At 68.3% G+C, this 22,044-nt stretch carries 18 protein-coding genes and 1 riboswitch; of the genes, 3 read left to right on the forward strand and 15 right to left on the reverse strand.

Translation table 11 applies throughout. The features are described 5' to 3' along the window. Window position 1: 1 nt before the first annotated feature. On the forward strand, window positions 2-2,191 hold the full coding sequence (locus tag MFM001_RS18365; RefSeq protein ID WP_116376707.1) for a malate synthase G: 2,190 nt from the start codon (window positions 2-4) through the stop codon (window positions 2,189-2,191). Next, window positions 2,191-4,149 (forward strand): substrate-binding domain-containing protein, encoded by a 1,959-nt coding sequence (locus MFM001_RS18370; RefSeq protein WP_116376708.1) that lies wholly within the window; start codon window positions 2,191-2,193, stop codon window positions 4,147-4,149. Before MFM001_RS18365 ends, MFM001_RS18370 begins: the two co-directional genes overlap by 1 nt. 3 nt (window positions 4,150-4,152) lie before the next feature. Here the strand turns inward: MFM001_RS18370 and MFM001_RS18375 are convergent, their stop codons facing one another. The 14 genes from MFM001_RS18375 to MFM001_RS18440 all read right to left on the reverse strand — a co-directional run bounded on the left by MFM001_RS18375 (window position 4,153) and on the right by MFM001_RS18440 (window position 18,554). Beyond that, entirely contained in the window at window positions 4,153-4,527 is a 375-nt protein-coding gene (locus MFM001_RS18375; RefSeq protein ID WP_116376786.1) for a VOC family protein, read from the reverse strand. Window positions 4,528-4,541: 14 nt separating this feature from the next. Further along, window positions 4,542-7,367 carry an aminomethyl-transferring glycine dehydrogenase gene (gene gcvP, locus MFM001_RS18380; protein ID WP_116376709.1) on the reverse strand — a complete coding sequence of 942 codons (2,826 nt, stop codon included), beginning with the start codon at window positions 7,365-7,367 and terminating at the stop codon, window positions 4,542-4,544. Between the two features lie 159 nt (window positions 7,368-7,526). After that, window positions 7,527-7,625, reverse strand: a riboswitch (glycine riboswitch). A gap of 55 nt (window positions 7,626-7,680) precedes the next feature. Further along, a complete protein-coding gene (locus MFM001_RS18385) occupies window positions 7,681-8,304 on the reverse strand; it encodes a MerR family transcriptional regulator (RefSeq protein ID WP_116376710.1) in 624 nt (207 codons plus the stop codon). Between the two features lie 213 nt (window positions 8,305-8,517). After that, window positions 8,518-9,012: a bifunctional nuclease family protein gene (locus MFM001_RS18390; RefSeq protein WP_045383147.1), complete on the reverse strand. Its 495-nt coding sequence runs from the start codon at window positions 9,010-9,012 to the stop codon at window positions 8,518-8,520. Between the two features lie 118 nt (window positions 9,013-9,130). Beyond that, window positions 9,131-9,871: a MerR family transcriptional regulator gene (locus tag MFM001_RS18395; protein WP_116376711.1), complete on the reverse strand. Its 741-nt coding sequence runs from the start codon at window positions 9,869-9,871 to the stop codon at window positions 9,131-9,133. Further along, on the reverse strand, window positions 9,871-10,341 hold the full coding sequence (gene garA, locus MFM001_RS18400; RefSeq protein ID WP_116376712.1) for a glycogen accumulation regulator GarA: 471 nt from the start codon (window positions 10,339-10,341) through the stop codon (window positions 9,871-9,873). Before garA ends, MFM001_RS18395 begins: the two co-directional genes overlap by 1 nt. A 213-nt stretch (window positions 10,342-10,554) precedes the next feature. Then, complete coding sequence (gene gcvH / locus MFM001_RS18405; RefSeq protein WP_116376787.1) at window positions 10,555-10,950, reverse strand: glycine cleavage system protein GcvH; 396 nt, start codon at window positions 10,948-10,950, stop codon at window positions 10,555-10,557. 26 nt (window positions 10,951-10,976) lie between these two features. Then, window positions 10,977-11,768 carry a DUF881 domain-containing protein gene (locus tag MFM001_RS18410; protein WP_116376713.1) on the reverse strand — a complete coding sequence of 264 codons (792 nt, stop codon included), beginning with the start codon at window positions 11,766-11,768 and terminating at the stop codon, window positions 10,977-10,979. Between the two features lie 56 nt (window positions 11,769-11,824). Beyond that, window positions 11,825-12,157, reverse strand: a complete 333-nt coding sequence (locus MFM001_RS18415; protein ID WP_116376714.1) for a small basic family protein — start codon at window positions 12,155-12,157, stop codon at window positions 11,825-11,827. A 25-nt stretch (window positions 12,158-12,182) separates the two neighbouring features. Further along, window positions 12,183-13,091: a DUF881 domain-containing protein gene (locus tag MFM001_RS18420; protein ID WP_116376715.1), complete on the reverse strand. Its 909-nt coding sequence runs from the start codon at window positions 13,089-13,091 to the stop codon at window positions 12,183-12,185. Further along, the gene (locus tag MFM001_RS18425; RefSeq protein ID WP_116376716.1) at window positions 13,084-13,677 is read right to left on the reverse strand and encodes a CDP-alcohol phosphatidyltransferase family protein; all 594 of its coding nucleotides are present in this window, start codon (window positions 13,675-13,677) and stop codon (window positions 13,084-13,086) included. Before MFM001_RS18425 ends, MFM001_RS18420 begins: the two co-directional genes overlap by 8 nt. 69 nt (window positions 13,678-13,746) lie before the next feature. Then, window positions 13,747-16,071: an accessory Sec system translocase SecA2 gene (secA2, locus tag MFM001_RS18430; protein WP_116376717.1), complete on the reverse strand. Its 2,325-nt coding sequence runs from the start codon at window positions 16,069-16,071 to the stop codon at window positions 13,747-13,749. A 33-nt stretch (window positions 16,072-16,104) separates the two neighbouring features. After that, window positions 16,105-16,914 carry a GNAT family N-acetyltransferase gene (locus tag MFM001_RS18435; RefSeq protein ID WP_116376718.1) on the reverse strand — a complete coding sequence of 270 codons (810 nt, stop codon included), beginning with the start codon at window positions 16,912-16,914 and terminating at the stop codon, window positions 16,105-16,107. Next, window positions 16,914-18,554 (reverse strand): acetolactate synthase, encoded by a 1,641-nt coding sequence (locus tag MFM001_RS18440; protein ID WP_116376719.1) that lies wholly within the window; start codon window positions 18,552-18,554, stop codon window positions 16,914-16,916. Before MFM001_RS18440 ends, MFM001_RS18435 begins: the two co-directional genes overlap by 1 nt. 64 nt (window positions 18,555-18,618) lie before the next feature. On the opposite strand from MFM001_RS18440, the gene MFM001_RS18445 reads away from it, so the two are divergent. After that, window positions 18,619-20,532 carry an ABC transporter ATP-binding protein/permease gene (locus MFM001_RS18445; RefSeq protein WP_116376720.1) on the forward strand — a complete coding sequence of 638 codons (1,914 nt, stop codon included), beginning with the start codon at window positions 18,619-18,621 and terminating at the stop codon, window positions 20,530-20,532. Between the two features lie 54 nt (window positions 20,533-20,586). On the opposite strand, the gene MFM001_RS18450 is transcribed toward MFM001_RS18445, so the two are convergent. Then, complete coding sequence (locus MFM001_RS18450; protein WP_116376721.1) at window positions 20,587-22,041, reverse strand: FAD-binding protein; 1,455 nt, start codon at window positions 22,039-22,041, stop codon at window positions 20,587-20,589. Window positions 22,042-22,044 lie beyond the last annotated feature (3 nt).

The following is a 22,044-nucleotide window of genomic DNA, read 5'->3' on the forward strand; positions in this document are numbered from 1 at the left end:
GATGACAGATCGCGTGCCGGTGGGGAACCTGCGCGTTGCCAAGGTGCTCTACGACTTCATCAACACCGAAGCTCTGCCCGGCACCGACATCGACCCCGACAGCTTCTGGGCCGGTGTCGACAAGGTGGTCACCGACCTGACCCCGCAGAACCGCGACCTGCTCGCCCGTCGCGACGAGCTGCAGGCCCAGATCGACAAGTGGCACCGCCACCGCGTCATCGAACCGCACGACCCGGAGGCCTACCGCCAGTTCCTCACCGAAATCGGTTACCTGCAACCCGAACCCGACGACTTCACGATCACCACCGCCGACGTCGACCCCGAGATCACCACGACGGCCGGTCCACAGCTGGTGGTGCCGGTGACCAACGCCCGGTTCGCGCTGAACGCCGCCAACGCCCGCTGGGGCTCGCTGTACGACGCGCTGTACGGCACCGACGTCATCCCGGAAACCGACGGCGCCGAGCAAACCAGCGGCTACAACAAGGTGCGCGGCGACAAGGTGATCGCCTACGCCCGCAAGTTCCTCGATGAGTCGGTGCCGCTGGAGTCCGGTTCGTGGGCCGACGCGACGGGCGTGTCCGTCGACGACGGCGAGCTGAAGATCGAAACCGCCGACGGATCCGTCGGGCTGGCCAGCCCGGAGAAGTTCGCCGGCTACACCGGGCAACTCGGTGACCCCGACTGGTCGGTGCTGCTGGTCAACAACGGCCTGCACATCGAGATCTTGATCGACCCGGAGTCGCCGATCGGCAAGACCGACCGCGCCGGGATCAAGGACGTCGTGCTGGAGTCGGCCGTCACCACGATCATCGACTTCGAGGACGCGGTGGCCGCAGTCGACGCCGACGACAAGACCCGCGCCTACCGCAACTGGCTGGGCCTGAACAAGGGCGACCTGTCCGCCGAGGTGGACAAGGACGGCAAGACGTTCACCCGGGTGCTGAACCAGGACCGCACCTACACCGCGCCCGACGGCAGCGAGTTCACCCTGCCCGGCCGGGCGCTGCTGTTCGTGCGCAACGTCGGTCACCTGATGACCAACGACGCGATCGTCGACGCTGACGGCAACGAGGTTTTCGAGGGCATCCAGGATGCGCTGTTCACCGGGCTGTGCGCGATCCACGGGCTGAAGGAGTCCGACGGCAACGGGCCGCTGATGAACAGCCGCACCGGATCGATCTACATCGTCAAGCCCAAGATGCACGGGCCCGACGAGGTGGCGTTCACCACCGAGCTGTTCAGCCGGGTGGAAGACGTGCTCGGGCTGCCGCAGAAGACGCTCAAGGTCGGCGTCATGGACGAGGAGCGGCGCACCACCGTCAACCTCAAGGCGTGCATCAAGGCCGCCGCCGACCGAATCGTGTTCATCAACACCGGTTTTCTGGACCGCACCGGCGACGAGATCCACACCTCGATGGAGGCCGGGCCGATGGTGCGCAAGGGCACCATGAAGAGCCAGCCGTGGATCCTGGCCTACGAGGACAACAACGTCGACACCGGTCTGGCAACGGGATTCGCCGCGCACGCCCAGATCGGCAAGGGCATGTGGACCATGACGGAGCTGATGGCCGACATGGTCGAGCAGAAGATCGCTCAGCCCAAGGCGGGTGCCAGCACGGCGTGGGTGCCCTCGCCGACCGCGGCCACGCTGCACGCCATGCACTACCACTACGTGGATGTGGTTGCGGTGCAAAAAGAACTGGCCGGCAAGAAGCGCGCCACAATCGACCAGCTGCTGACCATCCCCCTCGCCACCAAGGAACTGGCCTGGGAACCGGATGAGATCCGCGAGGAGATCGACAACAACTGCCAGTCGATCCTGGGCTATGTGGTGCGCTGGATCGACCAGGGCGTCGGTTCGTCTAAGGTGCCCGACATCCACAACGTCGCGTTGATGGAAGACCGTGCGACGCTTCGGATTTCGAGCCAGCTGCTGGCCAACTGGTTAAAGCACGGCGTGATCGCCGCCGAGGATGTGCGCGCCGGCCTGGAGCGGATGGCCCCGATGGTGGATCAGCAGAACGCCGGCGACCCGGCCTATCTGCCGATGGCGCCCAACTTCGACGAGTCCATCGCCTTCCTCGCCGCCGAGGAGCTGATCCTGTCCGGCGCGCAGCAGCCCAACGGCTATACCGAGCCGATTCTGCACCGGCGCCGTCGCGAGTTTAAGGCCCGCTCGAGTGCCTGATGGGTAGGCACAGCATTCCGGACCCCGACGAGTCCGAGGAACCGGCAGACGACTACGAGTATCCGGACGAGCTTCCCGACGACCCCGGCTACGCCGACTATCGCGATTACTCCGATGAGTACGCCGACGAGCACGACGAACCCGACGACTACCCGAGCTTCGCGCGTCTGAGCCAGCAGCCGCCGACCCCGCCGCCGAGTCGTGGCGGTCATCGCGGCGCCGCCGACTGGGTGCGTCGCCACCGCAGCGACGGCGGGCGACGCGGCGTGAGCATCGGGGTGATCGCCGCCCTGGTGACGGTTGTCGTGGTGGTTGCCGCGGTCATTCTGTGGCGGTTTTTCGGCGACGCGTTGTCGCATCGCTCCCACACCGCCGCCGGTCGGTGCGTCGGCGGCAAGGACACGGTCGCCGTCATCGCCGATCCGTCCATCGCCGACCCAGTGGCCAAGCTCGCCGAGCGTTACAACGCCTCGGCGACGCCGGTGGGTGATCGCTGCGTGGCGGTCAGCGTCAAATCCGCGGGTTCCGACGCCGTCATCAACGGGTTCGTCGGAAACTGGCCCGACGAACTCGGAGCGCGACCCGGGCTGTGGATCCCGGGAAGCTCGGTGTCGGCGGCCCGGCTGTCAGCCGCCGCCGGGCAGAAGACCATCAGCGACAGCCGCTCGCTGGTCACGTCGCCGGTGCTGCTGGCGGTGCGCCCCGAACTACAGCGCGCGCTCGGCGGCCAGAGCTGGTCGACGCTGCCCGGGCTGCAGAGCAAACCCGACGGGTTGGCCGCACTGAAGTTGCCGGCCTGGGGATCGTTGCGGCTGGCGCTGCCGACCAGCGGCAACGGCGACGCGGCCTACCTGGCCGCCGAGGCGGTGGCCGCGGCGTCGGCGCCGCAGGGCGCGCCGCCCACCGCGGGCACCGGCGCCGTGCGCACGCTGCTCGACGCCCAGCCGAAGCTGCCCGACGACTCGCTGGACCAGGCGATGAACGCGCTGCTGAAATCCGGCGATCCGGCCGGCGCGCCGGTGCACGCCGTCGTCACCACCGAACAGCAGCTCTTCGCGCGTGGCGAGTCGGTTCCCGATGCCGCCAAGTCGCTGACCTCGTGGCTGCCGCCCGGCCCGGCTGCGGTCGCCGACTATCCGACGGTGCTGCTCAGCGGCTCGTGGCTGTCGGAGGAGCAGGTGACGGCGGCCAGCGCGTTCGCCCGGTTCATGCACAAGTCCGACCAGCTCGCCGAACTGGCCAAGGCCGGCTTCCGCGCCGAGGGGGTCAAGCCGCCGAGCAGCGACGTCGCCAGTTTCGCGGCGCTGCCGTCGACGCTGTCGGTCGGCGACGACGCGATGCGAGCCACCCTGGCCGGCACGCTGAGCGCGCCGTCGAACGGGCCAGCCGCCACGATCATGCTCGACCAGTCGATGACCACCGACGAGGGCGGCAAGTCGCGGCTGGCCAATGTTGTTGCCGCACTTGACAACCGGATCCGAGCGCTGCCGCCCAACTCGGTCATCGGGCTGTGGACGTTCGACGGCAAGGAAGGCCGCGCCGAGGTGTCGGCCGGCCCGCTGGGCGATCAGGTCGACGGCCAGCCCCGCACGGCCGCGCTCACCGCGGCGCTGGACAAGCAGTACTCGTCGGCCGGCGGGGCGGTGTCGTTCACCACGCTGCGGATGGTCTATCAGGCAGCGCAGGCCAATTTCCGTGAAGGACAAACGAATTCGGTGCTGGTGATCACGGCCGGCCCGCACACCGACCAGACTCTCGACGGCCCGGGTCTGCAGGACTTCATCCGGCGTAGCGCCGACCCGGCCAAGCCGGTGGCGGTCAACGTCATCGACTTCGGCGGCGACCCGGATCGGTCGACCTGGGAGGCCGTCGCGCAGCTGTCCGGCGGGACCTACCAGAACCTGGCGACCTCGGCCTCCCCCGACCTGACGACCGCGGTGACCACCTTCCTGGGTTGAGCCTCAACCGGTCGGCAGCTTCTGCGCGAACTCGACGACGTTGCCGTCCGGGTCGGCGATGTGCAGGGTCCGTTCGCGCCACGGGCGGTCGACCGGTCCGGTGAGGATCTCGGCACCGAGTGCGCGCAGCCGGTCCGCTTCGCTGTCGACGTCCTCGACCAGGAACCCGATTTCGCCGCACGGCGCGCTGCCCCCGTCGCGCCCGATCAGCATCGGCAGCTTCGACCGCTCGAACAGCGCGAACTTGGTGTTGTCCATGGCGAATTCGACGTAGCCGTCGCCCTCGATGCGCACCTGCAGACCGATCACGTCGCGGTAGAACGCCACCGAGCGCTGCAGCGACGCGACGTAGTTGATGACGTAGTCGACGCGGGTCATGCGCTCCACGGTAGCTAGGCGTAGGCCTCCACAGGCGGGCAGGAGCAGACCAGGTTGCGGTCGCCGTAGGCGCCGTCGATGCGGCGCACCGGCGGCCACACCTTGGGCCGGAAGCTCTTGCCGAGCGGATAGGCGGCCCGCTCCCGGGTGTAGGAGTGCTCCCATTTGTCGACAAGCAGGCACTCGGCGGTGTGCGGCGCGCCGCGCAGCGGGTTGTCGTCGACCGACCAGTCGCCGGCGCCCACCTTGTCGATCTCGGCGCGAATCGCGATCATCGCCTCGCAGAAGGCGTCCACCTCGGCCAGGCTCTCGCTCTCGGTGGGCTCCACCATCAGCGTGCCGGCTACCGGGAAGCTCATCGTCGGGGCGTGGAAACCGTAGTCCGCCAAGCGTTTTGCGACGTCGTCGATGGTCACGCCGGTCGCTTTGGTGATCGGTCGCAGATCCAGGATGCACTCGTGGGCCACCATGCCGTTCTCGCCGGTGTAGAGCACCGGGAAGTACTCGTCGAGCCGGCGGGCGATGTAGTTGGCCGAGGCGATCGCGGTCAGCGACGCTTTGCGCAGGCCGTCGGCGCCCATCATCCGCAGGTAGGCCCAGGTGATCGGCAGGATCGACGCGGACCCGTACGGCGCCGACGACACCGGCCCCCCGCCCGGCAACTCCGGCGCGAAGGGATGCCCCGGCAGGAACGGCGCCAGATGCTCACGCGCGACCACCGGCCCGACCCCGGGCCCGCCGCCACCGTGCGGGATGCAGAACGTCTTGTGCAGGTTCAGGTGGCTGACGTCGCCGCCGAACTTCCCCGGCCGCGCCAACCCGACCAGCGCGTTGAGGTTGGCGCCGTCGACGTACACCTGCCCGCCGGCGTCGTGCACCGCCGCGCAGATCTCGGCGATGTCGTGCTCGTACACCCCGTGCGTGGACGGGTAGGTGATCATCAGCGTCGAGAGCGACTCGGCGTGCTCGGCGACCTTGGCACGCAGGTCGTCGAGGTCGACGTCACCGTTCTCGCGGCACGCCACCACCGCCACCCGCAGGCCGGCCAGCGCGGCCGACGCCGCGTTGGTGCCGTGCGCGCTGGACGGGATCAGGCAGATGTCGCGGTGCGGTTCGCCGCGGCTCGCGTGGTAGGCGTGGATCGCCAGCAGGCCCGCGTACTCGCCCTGCGAACCGGCGTTGGGTTGCAGCGAGACCGCGTCGTAGCCGGTCAGCTGCACCAGCCAGGTCTCCAGCTGCGCGATCAGCCGGCGCAGCCCCGCGGTGTCGGAAGGCGGGGCGAACGGATGCAGCCGGGCGAACTCTGGCCAGGTGATCGGCTCCATCTCGGCGGCGGCGTTGAGCTTCATCGTGCACGAGCCGAGCGGAATCATGCTGCGGTCCAACGCCAGATCCTTGTCGGCCAGCGTGCGCAGGTACCGCATCATCGACGTCTCGGTGCGATATTTGGTGAACGCCGGATGCGTGAGGAACTCCGACGTGCGGGTCTCGATGCCGGCGAACGACGGCTCGGCCGGCTGCCCCCCGAAGGCCGCCAGCACCGCGGCGACGTGCTCGTCGGTGGTGGCCTCGTCGCAGGACACCGAGACGTGGTCGTCGTCGACCCGCCACAGGTTGATGCCGTCGGCCTTGGCGGCAGCGATCACCTCGTCGACGCGGCCCGGCACCCGCGCCAGCACGGTGTCGAAGAACGTGTCGTGCACCAGCGCCTCGCCCAGCGCGGCGGCGATCCGCTCGGCATGCCGGTGCACCCGGCGCGCGATCCCGGTCAGCCCGCCGGCGCCGTGGTAGCTGGCGTACATCGCCGCCATCACCGCCAGCAGCACCTGGGCGGTGCAGATGTTGGACGTCGCCTTGTCGCGGCGGATGTGCTGCTCGCGGGTCTGCAACGCCAGCCGGTAGGCCGGCGCCCCGTCCGCGTCGAGCGACACCCCGACCAGCCGGCCGGGCAGCTGGCGGGCATGCTTGGCGTGCACTGCCAGGTATCCCGCGTGCGGGCCGCCGAAACCCATTGGCACACCGAATCTTTGGCTGCTGCCGAATCCGACGTCGGCGCCGATCTCACCGGGCGGGGTGATCAACGTCAGCGCCAGCAGGTCGGCGCCGACCGCCACCAGCGCGCCGCGCTCGTGCGCCTGCGCGATCAGCGCGCTCCAGTCGGTGATCCGGCCGCTGGCCCCCGGCAGTTGGGTGATCACACCGAAGAACTCGCCGTCGGGCAGCCCGTCGCGCAGGTCGGCGGTGACGATCTCGATGCCCAGCGGCTCGGCGCGGGTCGCCAGCACGGCGGCGGTCTGGGCGAACAGGTCGACGTCCACGGCCAGCCGGTTCGAGGTGCCTTTGACCGCGCGGTGCATCAGGGTCATCGCCTCGGCGGCGGCGGTGCCCTCGTCGAGCATCGACGCGTTGGCGACCTCCAGGCCGGTCAAGTCGGCCACCATGGTCTGGAAGTTCAGCAGCGCCTCCAGCCGGCCCTGGCTGATCTCCGGCTGGTACGGCGTGTAGGCCGTGTACCAGGCCGGGTTCTCCATGATGTTGCGCAGCAGCACCGGCGGCGTGAGCGTGTCGTAGTAGCCTTGGCCGATCATCGACACCGCGACGGTGTTGGCGTCGGCCAACTCGCGCAACTCGGCCACCGCCTCGGTCTCGGTGGCGGGCGGCGGCAGCCGATCCAGGCCGGGCGCGGCGCCGGAGTCGGTCAGCGCGTCGAGGATGCCGGTGGGCACCGCCTTTTCGGCCAGGTGGTCCAGCGAGTCGACGCCGACGACCTCGAGCATGGTCGCGATGGCCTGGTCGTCGGGGCCGATATGCCGGTCGGCGAAAGCGAAGTGGTCGGACACTGGGGGCTCCTGACATGGGTAGAGGCCTGCGTGCCCTCTCCCTCTGTCGCTACCCGCACCGGGCGCCTGAGAGATTCGGCGCCGCCGTGTCGGTGGGCGCCTTTCCCCATCGGCGGGTGGCGGTCCCTCGGGGGCCGACACCGCTTTCCAGAGGCATCGTTATCTCGCGCGGTCCTGGGTGCCTGAGAGGTTGACGGAGAGGTGTTGCTCCTTCGGCGTCCGTGGCTGGCAACCACGGCTCTCTCCCGCTCGAGTGCGATGCGGGGATCAGTGTACTCGTGTGCAAAAGCGCTGACGAGGGAGCGCTCAGACGCTAGCCGATTTTGCGGTCGCGGTGCTTGCGGCGGGAGGCCAGCTCGTCCTCCGGGGCCGCGATCGACTCGCCACCGTCGGCGCGCTCGCCGGGGAAGTCCGCGATGGCTCCGGTCAGCTCGCGCATGGCCCCGGAGACGGCGATGCCGAACACGCCCTGCCCGCCCTGGAGCAGGTCGACGACCTCCTCGGCCGAGGTGCACTCGTACACCGTGGTGCCGTCGGAGAACAGCGTGATGTTCGCCAGGTCCTGCACGCCGCGCTGGCGCAGGTGGTCGACGGCGACGCGGATGTTGTGCAGCGAGATGCCGGTGTCCAGCAGCCGCTTGACGATTTTGAGGACCAGGATGTCTTTGAATGAGTACAGCCGCTGGCTGCCGGAGCCGGCGGCGCTGCGGATCGACGGAACCACCAGCGACGTGCGCGCCCAGTAGTCCAGCTGGCGGTAGGTGATTCCGGCGATCTGACACGCGCTGGGTCCGCGGTAGCCGACCAGCTCGTCGGGCACCGAGTCGTCGGGGAACAGTCCGGCCTGAACGGGTTCGGCCGGTGCACCGGCCGCTTCGTCCGGGGTGGCGGAGCCGGTCTCGAGGTCCAACTGATCCTGACGTGGTTGGTCGCCCACAGTGCTTCCTCTCGCCGATCGCGCTCGTTCATGGCTGCCCGGCAGCCGCGTTTGCTCAGGCCGAGTGCTTGTGAGCATACGCTTTTCGACTCGCTGTCGTGTTGGCCGTCGACATCAAAGTATGGCCGCCGCGACGATCACTGGATGCCCATCCGGCGGGCGTGTCGAAGTCGAACTCCCAGATGAGACGCTTCCGTGATCTCAGATTGCCGGTCAGGTGGCCTTGAAATCGTCGGGCGACACGCTGTCCAGAAATTCCTTGAACTTCTCCACCTCGTCCTCGCGGACCGCGCTGCTGGGCTCCTCGTCGCTCTCGTCGGGAATCAGCAGACCCGCCTCGGCGAGCACCGCCTCCTCGACGTAGATCGGCACCCCGACCCGCAGCGCGATGGCCACGGAATCCGAGGGCCGCGCCGACACGGTGATGTTGCGGTCGAAGATCAGGTCGGCGTAGAAGGTGCCCTCCTGCAGGTCGACGATGCGCACCTCTTTGAGCGAATGCCCAAGCGCGGCAATCAAATCCCGGATCAGGTCGTGGGTCAGCGGGCGAGGCGGCTCGACGCCCTGCTGCTCCAGGGCAATCGCCGCGGCCTCGGACTGGCCGATCCAGATCGGCAGGTAGCGGTCACCGTTGGCTTCACGCAGCAGCAACACCGGCTGGTTCTGCGGCTGCTCGACGCGAATGCCGACCACGCGAACTTCACCCATCTGTGTCTGCCCTCCGCACCATGCTGCCATGTCCCACAGACCTGGTCCGGCGTCGCGGTGGAACCCTCTTTTTCGCCCGTGCCGCCGGCCACCAAGCCGTCGAGAAAAGTCTAGTCCTTTAGCGGTGAAGAACGTCGCGCACGGCCGACTTGACCAACGACGTGTGCAACGTGATCGCCAGTGCGGCAACCTCGCGCGCCAGATCGTCGGCGCGGTCGCGGGCACCGGCCTTGCCGGCCTTGCCCGCGCCGAGCAGAGGCGCGGCGATCTGCGCGATGAGGTCGGATTGCCGGTCGGCCGCCGAGCGGAACGCGCGCAGATGACGCGGCTCGACACCGTACTCCGACAGCGCCCGCGCGCACTGCAGGATCACCACGGCGTGCTCGTCGAAGAAGCCGCCCGGCCCGGTGGTGATCACGCCCGCTTTGAGCAGCGCGGTCAGCGTCGTCTCGTCCACGCCGGAGCGCTCGAGCAGATCCTCGCGGCTCAGCCGAACCCGGGTGGGACCCACCGCGGCCGGGTCAGAGCCCGGTTCGCCGTTGACCGAGACCAATCGCGGTACGCCGTAAGGGGATCCGGACGGCGGCAACTCACCGTCGGGCTGCGCGTCCAGCTGCGCCTTGATCACCTTCAGCGGCAGATAGTGGTCCCGCTGCGCGGTCAGGATGAACCGCAGCCGCGCACAGTCGTAAGCAGTGAACCGGCGATACCCCGATGCGGCGCGCTGCGGCGTCACCAGGCCCTCGGCCTCCAGGAAGCGAATCTTGGAGATCGTCACATCCGGGAAGTCCGGCCGCAGCGACTCGAGAACCGCTCCGATCGACATCCCGGCCAGCCCGGGGGTATCCGGCGCGGTCACTAGCTTCCCGGTCCCCCGTCGTCACCGGGCTTCGGGCCGGTCAAGAACACCAGGCGGAACTTGCCGATCTGAACTTCGTCGCCGTTGGCCAGCACCGCCGAGTCGACCGGCTCCCGGTTGACGTAGGTGCCGTTGAGGCTGCCGACGTCGACGACGTGGAACTCGTCGCTCTCCAGCCGGAACTCGGCGTGCCGCCGGCTCACGGTGACGTCGTCGAGGAAGATGTCGCTGTCGGGATGGCGGCCGGCCGAGGTCGTCGGCTGGTCGAGCAGGAATCGCGACCCGGCATTGGGTCCGCGCTTGACGACCAGTAACGCCGAGCCGGCCGGCAGTCCCTCGACTCCGGAAACCGCGCTCTCACCGCCCGCTTGCGCGGGAGCGTCCAGCTCATTGAGGAAGTCGGCCCGAAAGACGGATGTCGTCTCCACGGTCACTTCGTCAGAAGTCTGGTCGTTGTCCTTCTCCGTCACCCGCTGCTCCTCACTGGCCGCTGTGGCGCTGTCTGATCGGGCCCGGCCGGCCGGTTTCCCACCTGCATCACCGTCGATGTGTCGACCGTACCGCGCACAGGGCCGCAATGTGCCCACCACCGCCGGATCGGCGGCTTCGTCTGATTGCCCGGCTCCTCCTCACGCCGCTTCACGGCGCGCATCGTCGCCGGGCGCATGGCACCCTAACAATTCTCATTCGGTGAGCGTGCCGCGGTACGCCTCGGCGTCCAGCAATTCCGCGAAGCTCTGCTCCAGGGCCGCACCGTCGAGCTGGAGGTCCAACAGCCAACCCGCACCGTATGGGTCCGAGTTCACCAATTGCGGGCTGCCTTCCAGATCGCCGTTGACGGCAATGACTTTCGCCGAGACCGGCGCGTAGAGATCCGACACCGATTTGGTCGATTCCACTTCGCCGAACGATTCGCCCGCGGTGAGGTCGGTGCCCACGTCGGGCAACTGCACGAACACCACGTCACCAAGCGCCGACTGCGCGAAGTCGGTGATCCCCACCCGCACGGTGTCGTCGCCGGTGCGGCGAACCCACTCATGCTCGGCGGTGTAATGCAGGTCGGGCGGGATATCGCTCACGATGGTCCTGTTCTTCTTCGAGGTGCTCACTTGACGGGCTGAGCGTATTGGCGTGGTTTTGGTTGTCGCAAGGCGGTGACGTCGACGCGGTCGGCTTGCTGCACCGACATTGTCCCGCCGACGCGTTTGACGCTGTCGACGGCGCCGCCGGGAATGTTCATCGCCGCGGCCAAGGTGGGCGGATCACCAATGGCCAGAATCGAATACGGCGGAGACAGGGTTTTGCCGTCGACGGTCAGCGCGCCGGGCGCGCCGATCACCCAGGTGTCGACGCCCACCCGCACGGCCTGCTGGCGGTCGCGGATCTCCAGGGCTTCGGCGCCGGCGGCCCGCAATTCGTTGATCACGTCGAGCATCGCCTCCGGCGCCACGCCCGGCCCCGGGTCGTCGATCGTCACGGTGACACCCGGACCGGTGGCGCCGACGGTGCCGATCAGGATCGACAGCGCGGCGAGCCTGGCCTGGGCGTTCTCGATGGCGGCCTGGTCGCTGCTGCCTGAGGCCTGCAACGTCGACAGCGTGCGTTGCAGTTCGGCCACTTCGGTGTTGAGCGTGGCCTCGCGTTGGCGCAGCGAATCCAGCAGCACCAGCAGGTCGGCCGGTCGGGCGGTGTCCAGGGCGTCCCCGGATTCGTTCTGGCGCACCTGGGTGACGATCGCGACGCCGAGCAGCAGGCACAACAGCACGGCCAGCGCGCCGAACACCGTGCGGCCGCGTCGCCACAGCCCCGAAAGTCCGCGCGGCTGAAGCTGACCGATCTCGGGCCGCGGCTGATGCGGCGGCAATTCGTGTCGGCCGTGGTGCTCACCCTCACCCATATTCGACTGGGGCGCTGCATCTTTGGCGTCGGAGTCGCTCACGTTGCCGCCTGCGTTCAGGCCCCGAACAGCCGGCGCCGGAGTGCGGCCGCATTGCCGAAGATGCGGATGCCCAGCACCACGATGATCGCCGTGGATAACTGTGTGCCGACGCCCAATTGGTCGCCGACGTAGACGATCAGCGCGGCCACCAACACGTTGAACACGAACGACACCACGAACACCTTCGGGTCGAAGATGCGTTCCAGATAGGCCCTCAATCCGCCGAATACCGCGTCGAGCGCCGCGACGACCGCGATGGGCAAATACGGTTGGATGACCTCCGGCACGCTGGGGTGAAAGACCAGTCCCAGCACGATGCCGACGACCAATGCCGCAACACCGATCATCGTCCTGCCCTTCGGATTTCTGCCACTACGCCCCAATCTGTTTGGCGAACTTGACATCTCGGACCGCACCGGCGGGCAACGTGAGCCCGTCGCGGGCACTCACGTTGACACCCACACCATACGAGGCCTCCAGCAGCCGCAGGCGGTGCAGGCCCGGGCTGCGGTCGAAGACATCCTGCATGGCGTGCGGCGGCCCCACCGCGAGGATCGTGTACGGGCTGCCGACCGGATTATTGTCGACCAGGATCGCGCCGCCTGCCTGCCGGATGGTCACGTTGGGCCCGATCCTCACGCCGCCGACGGCGATCGCCTCGGCGCCGCTGGCCCACAACGAGTTCACGACGAGTTGCAGGTCGCGGTCGAGGATGATCTGGCGGCTGCCGGCGACCCGCTGCTTGGAGACGTCGGAGAGGTTGGGGCCGGCGCCCGGGTCGGTCACTGTGACGGCGAGCCCCGGACCGATCACCGGCCCGCTGGCTGCGGCCAGGCTCAACGCGTCGAGGCTGGCCAGCAGCCGCCGACCTTCGGCGTCGTCGACGAGCGCGCGGCGCTGGATGTCATCGACCTGCGCGGCCAGCGCGTTGCGGTGCGCGGTCAGGCCGCTGGTGGATGTCTCCTCGGCGCGCACATTGCGCAGCAGCACCTGTTGGGCGGCGCTCACGCCGGGCGCCACCAGGCGGGCCTGCGCGACGGCGGCGGCGAACACCGCCGCCACCAACAGCGCCGCCAGCGCCTGCCACACCCAGCCGGCGACTCGCCGTCGCGGCGCATCCCCGCTTTCCCGGCGGGCGGCCGCCGCCGCGTAACCGGGGTCCAGGTGCTCGGAGAGCAGAGCCCGCAGCAGCGACGGCACCGGGATGACCTGCGGCCGCCCTGCCTCGTGGACGTTGCGGCCGGCGTCGGGGTCGTAGCCGCCGAGCGACGGGTTACCCATGTGCGTGCACCCTGGGCAGTCGGCGGACCACCAGAACCATCTGGGCCACGTACAGCACGAACGACCACAGGTACATGTAGAGGCCCCAGATCAAAAACGCCCAGCCGCAGGCCAGCACTACCCGGCTCCACTGCGCGTCCCACTGTCCCAACAGAATCAGCGGAAAGGCCGACATCAACGCGAACGTCGCGGCCTTGCCGATGTACAACACGGGCAGCGCGGTGAACCCGCGGGTGCGCAGCACCGGCAGCTCGGCGGCCAGCAGCGCGTCGCGCGCGAACAGCACCGCGATGATCCACCACGGCACGATGCCGCGCAGCCCGAACGCGATCGGGATGGTCACCATGTAGAGCCGGTCGACCGCGGGGTCGAGCAACGCCCCCAGCCGCGACGACTGGTTCAGCAGCCGGGCGATCTTGCCGTCGGCCCAGTCCGACGCGCCGCTGAACATCAGGATGGCCACCGCCCAGCCGTCGGCGTGCGCCACCAGCAACAGGTAGTAGAACACCGGGATCAGCGCCAGCCGGATCGCGCTCAGGACGTTGGGCACGGTCAGGACCCGATCGCGCGCGCCTGCGGGCTCCATGAGCCGTGACCCTAGCCGAATTGCCCTGCTCCTCCTCATCGCGCTCCCGCGCTCTGCATCGTCGCCGGGCTATCTGAACACCCCCGGCAGGCTCAGCGCGGAAAGCGTGTCGTCGGCCAGCGGGTTGTCGTGCACCATGTAGGTCCACGTCGACGTGGGCCGCGCCAGCTTCGACAGATCCACGCCGGGCTCCTCCTCGATCGCCGGGGAGGTTTCGAAGGTCTGCTGGGCGGCCTCGATCGCGTCGGCGGCCAGCGACGCGAACGCGTCGACGGCCATCCGGTGAAATTCGTCGAGCGGGTTCTGCCGGCCCAGCGCCCGCAGGTGGATGCTCTCCCGGATGTCCGCCAGATAGGCCAGATGGTCGGCCCAGCCGCGGTCGAGGTGGTAGAGCATGATCAGCCGGCAGATCTTCTCCAGCTGTTCTTCGGAGAGCGTTTTCGACAGCTCTTCGTAGCGTTCGGGCGCCAGCTCGGCAAGCTCTTCGCGTGCAGTTGCGGTGGACAGCAACGTGTTTCGCCGCTCGACGATGATCGCGCGCTGCTGGGCGATCAGCTGGTTGTAGCGCCAGGTGTTGGCGTGCACGTCGAGCATCCGGCCTTCGGCGACGCGCTGGGCGTGGTCCAGCAGCCCGGCCGCCTTGGGGCTGGTGATGCGGCCGTCGTCGTCGGTCTGGGTCGGCAGCTTGTTCGGTTCGAGGTTGGCGGCGACGACGTCGTCTTCCCAGCTGGAGAAGAACACCGTCGAACCCGGGTCGCCCTGCCGCCCGGCGCGGCCACGCAGCTGGTTGTCCAGCCGTTCGGTGTTGTGCCGTCCGGTGCCGATCACGTGCAGCCCGCCCAGCTCGACGACCTTCTCGTGGTCGGCCTCGTCGGAGCCGCCCAGCCGGATATCGGTGCCGCGGCCGGCCATCTGGGTCGACACCGTCACCGCGCCGAGCTTGCCGGCCTCGGCGATCACCCTGGCCTCCTCGGCGTCGTTTTTCGCGTTGAGCACCACCGCGGGCACGCCGCGGCGCAGCAGCCGCTCGTGCAGCTCCTCGGATTCGGCAACGTCGCGGGTGCCCACCAGCACCGGCTGCCCGGTCTCGTGCACCTCGATGATGTGCGCGACGACCGCGTCGTTCTTGGCGGCCGCGGTGATGTACACCCGGTCGGCTTCGTCTTCGCGAATGTTGGGGGTGTTCGGTGGAATTGGCGACACGCCGAGCTTGTAGAACTGGCGCAGCTGCTCCCCGGCTGCTAGCGCAGTGCCGGTCATGCCGCACACCGTTTCGTACCGGTTGATCAGGGCCTGCACGGTGATGGTGTCGAGCACCTCGCCGGTCTCGGTGGTCTCGATGCCCTCCTTGGCCTCGACGGCGGCCTGCAGCCCGTCGGGCCAGCGCTGCAGCTGGGCGATGCGCCCGCGGGAGGCGTTGATCAGGTGCACGGCGTCGTCGCGCACGATGTAGTGCACGTCGCGCTGCAGCAGCACGTGAGCATGCAGCGCCACGTTGACCTCGGTGAGCGTGGTGGCGACGTGCTCCTCGGAGTACAGGTCGATGCCGCCGAGCTTGGCCTCGACGTAGCGCGCGCCGTCCTCGGTCAGATGCACGTTGCGGCTGTCGGAGTCGGTCTCGTAGTGCTTGCCCGGATGCAGCTCGCCGACGAGCCGGATGATCTCCAGCCGAGGCGTCTCCCGATGGGTGGTCCCGGCCAAAACCAGCGGCACCAGAGCCTCGTCGACCAGCACCGAGTCGGCCTCGTCGATCAGGGCCACGTCGGGGTTGGGCGACACCAGGTCGGCGACGTCGGTGACCAGCTGATCGCGCAGCACATCGAAGCCGATCTCGTTGACCGAGGCGTAGGTGACGTCGCACTGGTAGGCCTCGCGTCGTTGTTCGGCGGTCGACTCGGCGGTGATCCAGCCGACCGTCAGCCCCAGCGCCTTGATCAGCGGGCCCATCCATTCGGCGTCGCGGCGAGCCAGGTAGTCGTTGATCGTGACGACGTGCACGTGCCGGCCGGCCAGCGCATAGCCGGCAGCCGCGATGGCCCCGGCCAGGGTTTTGCCTTCGCCGGTGGCCATTTCGATCACGTCGCCGGCCAGCATGCGCAGCGCGCCGAGCAGCTGCACGTCAAAGGGCCGTAGCCCGGTGGAGCGCTCGGCGGCTTCGCGGGCGATGGCCAGGAACTGCGGGATGTCTTTCGACTCGGCGAGGTCGTCGAGTTTGAGCAGCCCGGCGGCTTTGCGTAGCTGCTGGTCGTCGAGGCCGGCGGCCTTCTCGTCGTACTCGTCCGAGGCTTGTACCTCGGCGAGCGAACGGCTTTGGTTCTTCTCCGTGCTGGCGCCGAGCAGTTGCCAGAATCTGCTGCTCAGCCGACCGGGTTTGGCGCTGGTGGTCTTCGGCACAGCACAACGTTACGCGGTGCCCGCGCAGGCGCGTCACATCCTCGGGCCGAAGTCGATACGCACCGAATCGGACACCGGCTCGAAGCCGATCCGCCGGTAGATCGCATTGGAAACCGGGTTGGCCAGGTCGGTGAACAGCACGACGTCGGCGGCCCCGACGTCCAGCGCCCATCGCGCGGCCGCAGCAGTGATCGCCGAGCCGTATCCGTTACCACGGTGTGCCGGTGGTGTGTACACCGGTCCGATCCTTGCCGTCCCGGCCGCAGGGGCGGTGACCATCGCCGTGCTAACTGGTGCTCCGTCGACGCTCCACAGCAGCGCGGAGGCTTTCCCGCGCGGCCCGCGCGGCGTATTGCCCAATGCCTCGGCATGAAAATCGTCAAGCCACCTGTCGAGCAGATCGTCGTCATCGCCGGTGGCCGCCCGGTGCATGCCGCCGACGCCCACGGGCGGGCGCAGCACGCCCAACTTATGGAGCCGTTCCTCGGTGGTGATCGTGCCGACGCGCCCCGTGGCCTTTTGCCAGACTTGTGCGAATTGCATTGCGGTGGACCGTATTCCGCGTACCCCGACCAATTCCGGTCGCACCCGCGCAAGCTCGGTGACGGTGGCATCGATCGATTCCTCGCCTAAACCGCTGCACAACAGCGGGTATGGCGGGGTCTGCATCGCCGCGCCGCAGGGTTTCGAGCCTTCCCACACCGTGAGCAACAGCGGATCGATTGGTCGCCGAGCGCCATTCAGGAGCGTCAGCTCGACGGTGAATATCACCGGATCCCGGTGATACATCGCTTCTGCGGCAGCGCGGAAGTCGTCGAGCGAGTCGTGCAGCCGGACTTCCATCACGCCAGGTTGGAGCGGCGCGGGTAGGCCACGGCCGGGTCGGTCAGCACGTTGACGACGGCGGGCAGCCCGCTGCCGAACGCGCGCTCGAGGGCGGGCCGGAGCTCGGCGGGCGTCGACACCAGCTCGCCGTGGCCGCCCAACGCATGCACCACCTCGTCGTAGCGGGTGCCCGGCCGCAGTTCGGCCACCACCGAATAGCCGTACAGCGCTTCCATCGGGTGCTTTTCCAGCGCCCAGATGCCGTTGTTGCCGACCACCGAGACCACCTGCACGTCGTGGCGGACCAGCGTGTCCCATTCCATGCCGGAAAACCCGAATGCGCCGTCGCCCTGCAGCAGCACCACCTGGCGGTCGGGCCGGGCCAGCTTGGCGGCCAGCGCGTAGCCGGGCCCGGAGCCGAGACAGCCGAACGGGCCGCTGTCCAGCCAGGCGCCGGGTACGTAACTGTCGATCACCCGGCCGGCGTACGAGCCGAAGTCGCCGGCGTCGACGACGACGATCGCGTCGCGGTCCAGCAGCGGGGCCAGTTCGGCGTATACCCGCATCGGGTGCAGCGGAGCGCGGTCGTCGGCCAGTTCGGCCTTTTCGGCATCGCGGGCGGCGGTCTCGGCCGACCGGAGTTCGGTGACCCAGTCGTCGTGATCCGGCTGCGTCGTGTCGTTCAACGCCGACAGAATCGCCGACAAGTCGCCGTAGAGCCCCGCCGCGATCGGCCGCGGGTGCCCCCGCTCGGGCTCGACGCGGTCGGCCACGATCAGCTGGGTTTCCGGCCCGAACACCCCGCCGAAGCCGAGCCGGAAATCCATCGGCACGCCAAGCACCACGGCAACGTCGGCCTCCCGCAACGCTTTTGAGCGTGCCCGCGAGAACGCCATCGGGTGGTCGGCGGGTACCGTGCCGCGCGCCATCCCGTTCATCAGCACCGGAATACGGCGCTGCTCGACCAGTTGCAGCAGCGCGTTTTCCGCGTGGCCCCACCACACGTTGGTGCCGGCCATGATCACGGGCCGCTGCGCGCCGGCCAGCAAGCTCACGGCCCGGTCGAGAGCGTCGCCGTCGGGCGCCGGCGGCGACGGCAAGGTACTCAGCGCGCCAGGGGTCCTGTCGTCCTCTGCGACCGAAAACACATGGTCCATAGGGAAATCGACGAACGCCACCCCCGACGGCGCGGTGACCGTGGCCCGCAGCGCCTCGTCGACGAGCCCGCACACCGCATCGGCTGACTGCGCGGTGGCCGCGAACCGGGCCAGCGGCGCCACGAACGGCACGTGGTCGATCTCCTGCAGCGATCCCATGCCCCACCGCCCGGCCGGCGCGCGGCCGCCGAGCACCAGCAGCGGTGAGCCGTTCTGCTGCGCGGCGGCCATCGCGCTCATCCCGTTGGTGACGCCGGGGCCGGCGGTCAGCGCCGCGACACCGGGCAGCCGCGTCACCTTCGACCAGCCTTCGGCGGCAAACGTGGCGGTCTGCTCGTGCCGGGTGTCGATGAGCCGGATGTCTTCACTGCGGCAGCCGTCGTAGATCGAGAACAGGTGGCCGCCGGACAGCGTGAAGACCGTGTCGAGGCCGCTGGCTTTCAGCCGGCGCGCGATCAGCTGCCCGGCGTGCAGGGTGGCGCTGGGGGCTTCGGTGCTCACCCGGCGAGCCTAACGGCGGTTGCGGTAGCTTCGCGGAAAAGTTTCGTCGGCAAAGGTAGGCGTAGTGGAGTTGTTCAAGCCGTCCATCGATTGGGGTCATGCCCTGACGGATTCGTTGTCGTGGGTGGCCCTGGCGTGGGTGATCACCGCCGCGTGCGTGGTCGCGGTGCTCGTGGTGCTGCGCTTCGTCACGCCGTGGGGTCATCAGTTCTGGCGGATCACCGGCGGCTATTTCACCGGCCGGCACAGCGTCCCCGTGTGGCTCATGCTCGGTGTGCTGCTGTTGTCGGTGATCGTGGCCGTGCGTCTCAACGTGTTGTTCAGCTACCAGGCCAACGACCTGAACTCGTCGATCCAAACCGCGGTGCAGGGCATGGCCACCGGCGACGACGCCGTGAAACGCTCTGGGATGCATGGCTTTTGGATGTCGATCCTGATCTTCAGCCTGATGGCGGTGCTCCACGTGATCCGGGTCATGCTCGACATCTACCTGACCCAGCGCTTTATCGTGGCGTGGCGGGTGTGGCTGACCGACCGGCTCACCGGCGACTGGCTGGGCGGGCGGTCCTACTACCGCGGCCGCTTCATCGATTCCACGATCGACAACCCGGACCAGCGCATCCAGCAAGACATCGACGTGTTCACCACCGGCGTGGGAGCCACTCCCAACGTGCCGTCCAACGGAACCGCCACCACTTTGCTGTTCGGCGCGGTCCAGTCGGTGCTGTCGGTGATCTCCTTCACGGCCATCCTGTGGAACCTGTCCGGAACGCTGACCGTCTTCGGCGTCAGCATGCCGCGGGCGATGTTCTGGATCGTCATCCTCTACGTCTTGGTCGTGACGGTCATCGCGTTCTGGATCGGCCGTCCGCTGATCTGGCTCAGCTTCCGCAACGAGCTCACCAACGCCGCCTTCCGCTACGCGCTGGTGCGGGTGCGCGACGCCGCCGAGGCCGTCGGCTTCTACCGCGGCGAGCGGGCCGAGCGAGTGCAGCTCTCCGAGCGGTTCCGGCCGATCATCGACAACTACCTGCGATTCGTGAACCGGACCATCGGGTTCTCCGGCTGGAACCTGTCGGTGAGCCAGGCGATCGTGCCGCTGCCCTGGGTGCTGCAAGCGCCGCGGCTGTTCTCCGGCCAGATCAAGTTCGGCGACGTCACCCAGACCGCGACCGCGTTCGGCAGCATTCACGACGGCCTGTCGTTCTTCCGCAACGCCTATGACCAGTTCGCCAGCTACCGCGCCGCGATCATCCGGCTGAACGGTCTGGTCGATGCCGACGAGAAAGCCCGCGAGTTGCCCGAGATCTTCACCGCTGCAAGCGCCGACGGCGACGTCGACATCGAAGGCGTCGAGGTCCGCACGCCGGATGGGGACCAGCTCATCGAGTCTCTCGACGTACATCTGTCGGTCGGCGACGCGTTGGTGATCACCGGGCCGTCGGGCAGCGGCAAGACGACCCTGCTGCGCAGTCTTGCCGAGCTGTGGCCGTACGCGTCGGGCACATTGCGGCGTCCGGCTGCCGAGAACGAGACGATGTTCTTATCGCAGCTGCCCTATGTGCCGCTGGGCGATTTGCGTGCCGTCGTGTCCTATCCTGCTTCGTCCGGCGAGATTCCCGACAACCAGCTGCGCGACATGTTGGTCAAAGTCGTTCTGCCGCATCTGGTCGACCGCCTCGACGAGGAGCAGGACTGGGTGAAGGTGCTCTCGCCCGGCGAACAGCAGCGGATCGCGTTCGCCCGGGTGCTGTTGACCAAACCCAAGGCGGTGTTCCTCGACGAGGCCACCTCGGCGATGGACGAGGGCCTCGAGTTGGCGATGTATCAGTTGCTGCGCAACGAATTACCCGACACGATCGTGGTCAGCGTCAGCCACCGCAGCACCGTCGAGCCGCATCACGACCATCGTCTTCAGTTGCTTGGCGAAGGCCGGTGGCGGCTCAGCCGGGTCGAGGAAGAGCCGGCTCGGGTGTAGTCAGTCTGCGCGAGCAGACGCGAAAGTCCCAGACACGCCGAGAAACAAGGGCGTTTACGTCAGCTCGCGCAGGGCTGCGTGCGTCCCGGCGCGGCGGCCGAAGAACGATCCCTCGCCCAACTGTGTACCGCTGGCGTATCCCTTGCCGTCCTGGGCGATGTTGGAAGCGCACGCCCCGACGGCGTACAGCCCGGGCACGACGGTACCGTCCTCGCGCAACACCTGACCGTCCACCGAGGTGGCCAGCCCGCCGATGGTGAAACCGGCATACATGGCCTTGCCCAGCGACAGGTCGAACGCCCCCCACGGCCCCTTGTCTTGCGGCGCAAGGAATTCCGGTTGCTTGTGAAAATCAGGATCCTCGCCGCGGGCTGCGAACTCGTTGTAGCGGTCCAGCGTCGCCACCAGGTTACCCGCCGGAATACCAAGCGCCGCTTCCATTTCCGGTACCGTCTCCCAGCCATCGATCAGCGGGACCAGCGGTACCTGCGGGTGCCGCAGATGCGCCTCGTCGACGATCAAAAACGCCGCGCTGTCCGGTTGGTCCATCACGAAACCCGAAGTACGCGAATGGTAGGAGTCCTCGGCGACGAACCGCTTGCCCAGTTTGTTCACGATGATCCCGGTCAGCAGGATCGACGGCGGATACGCCGGCGCGGTGATAAAGATCTGATCCATGTGCGCCGTGGCGCCGCCGGCCGACACCCCCAACCGGATCCCGAGCCCGTCATCGTAGGTATTGCCCAGCACGAACGGCTTTTCGGCCAACTTCGGCGTGTACTTCGCGACCATCTCCGGGTTCATCACGAACCCGCCCGCGGCGATGATCACCGACTTGGCCCGCACCGCACCGGTTTCGGCGAACTGCTTCCACGTCACGCCGGTCACCGTCCCCGACCCGTCGAGAACCAACCCCGTCGCGCCGGTTTCGTAGCGGATTTGCACACCGAGGTTTTCGGCCCGCTTGAGCAGCAGGTCGATCACCAGCTTTGCCCCTTCGGTGTCGCCCGGCACCGGCACCTTGTGCCCGCGCGGCGCGGGCACCGCTTGATCCTTGAACGGCCACACCTTCTCGTTGCCGGTGTACATCAGCCCCTCGGTGTTGGGCTGGATCACCGCCTTTTCCGGGTAGTAGCTGCGCTCGAACTGAAAGCCCAAGTCCTCCAACCAGTTGAAGTGCTCGACGCTGCCCTCGCAGTAGGCGCGGATCTTCTCGTGGTCGGGTTCGCGCGACACCGCGACCAGATACTTGTACATCTCCTCGGGCGAATCGGCATGGCCGGTCGCCTGCTGGACCGCGGTTCCGCCGCCGAGATAGAAGTGGCCGCCGGCCATCGCGGTGGTGCCACCGGCCGCCGCGGCGCGCTCCAGCACCAGCACCCGCGCCCCGGCGGCGGCCGCACTGACCGCAGCGCAGCCACCGGCGATGCCGAAGCCGATCACCACCACGTCGACGTCATCCGACCACGACGACACCTCGTCCGCGTTGACCGTTGCAGGTATGTCCATACC

This window comes from Mycobacterium sp. MFM001, from assembly GCF_003402475.1.
Classification (GTDB): Bacteria; Actinomycetota; Actinomycetes; order Mycobacteriales; family Mycobacteriaceae; genus Mycobacterium.

Excerpts from the sequence above, each read along its gene's own strand:
- MFM001_RS18365 (WP_116376707.1), top strand. The coding sequence starts at position 2 with ATGACAGATCGCGTGCCGGTGGGGAACCTGCGCGTTGCCAAGGTGCTC.
- MFM001_RS18370 (WP_116376708.1), top strand. The coding sequence starts at position 2,191 with ATGGGTAGGCACAGCATTCCGGACCCCGACGAGTCCGAGGAACCGGCA.
- MFM001_RS18375 (WP_116376786.1), bottom strand. The coding sequence starts at position 4,527 with ATGACCCGCGTCGACTACGTCATCAACTACGTCGCGTCGCTGCAGCGC.
- MFM001_RS18390 (WP_045383147.1), bottom strand. The coding sequence starts at position 9,012 with ATGGGTGAAGTTCGCGTGGTCGGCATTCGCGTCGAGCAGCCGCAGAAC.
- MFM001_RS18410 (WP_116376713.1), bottom strand. The coding sequence starts at position 11,768 with ATGGGTGAGGGTGAGCACCACGGCCGACACGAATTGCCGCCGCATCAG.
- MFM001_RS18415 (WP_116376714.1), bottom strand. The coding sequence starts at position 12,157 with ATGATCGGTGTTGCGGCATTGGTCGTCGGCATCGTGCTGGGACTGGTC.
- MFM001_RS18420 (WP_116376715.1), bottom strand. The coding sequence starts at position 13,091 with ATGGGTAACCCGTCGCTCGGCGGCTACGACCCCGACGCCGGCCGCAAC.
- MFM001_RS18425 (WP_116376716.1), bottom strand. The coding sequence starts at position 13,677 with ATGGAGCCCGCAGGCGCGCGCGATCGGGTCCTGACCGTGCCCAACGTC.
- MFM001_RS18435 (WP_116376718.1), bottom strand. The coding sequence starts at position 16,914 with ATGGAAGTCCGGCTGCACGACTCGCTCGACGACTTCCGCGCTGCCGCA.
- MFM001_RS18450 (WP_116376721.1), bottom strand. The coding sequence starts at position 22,041 with ATGGACATACCTGCAACGGTCAACGCGGACGAGGTGTCGTCGTGGTCG.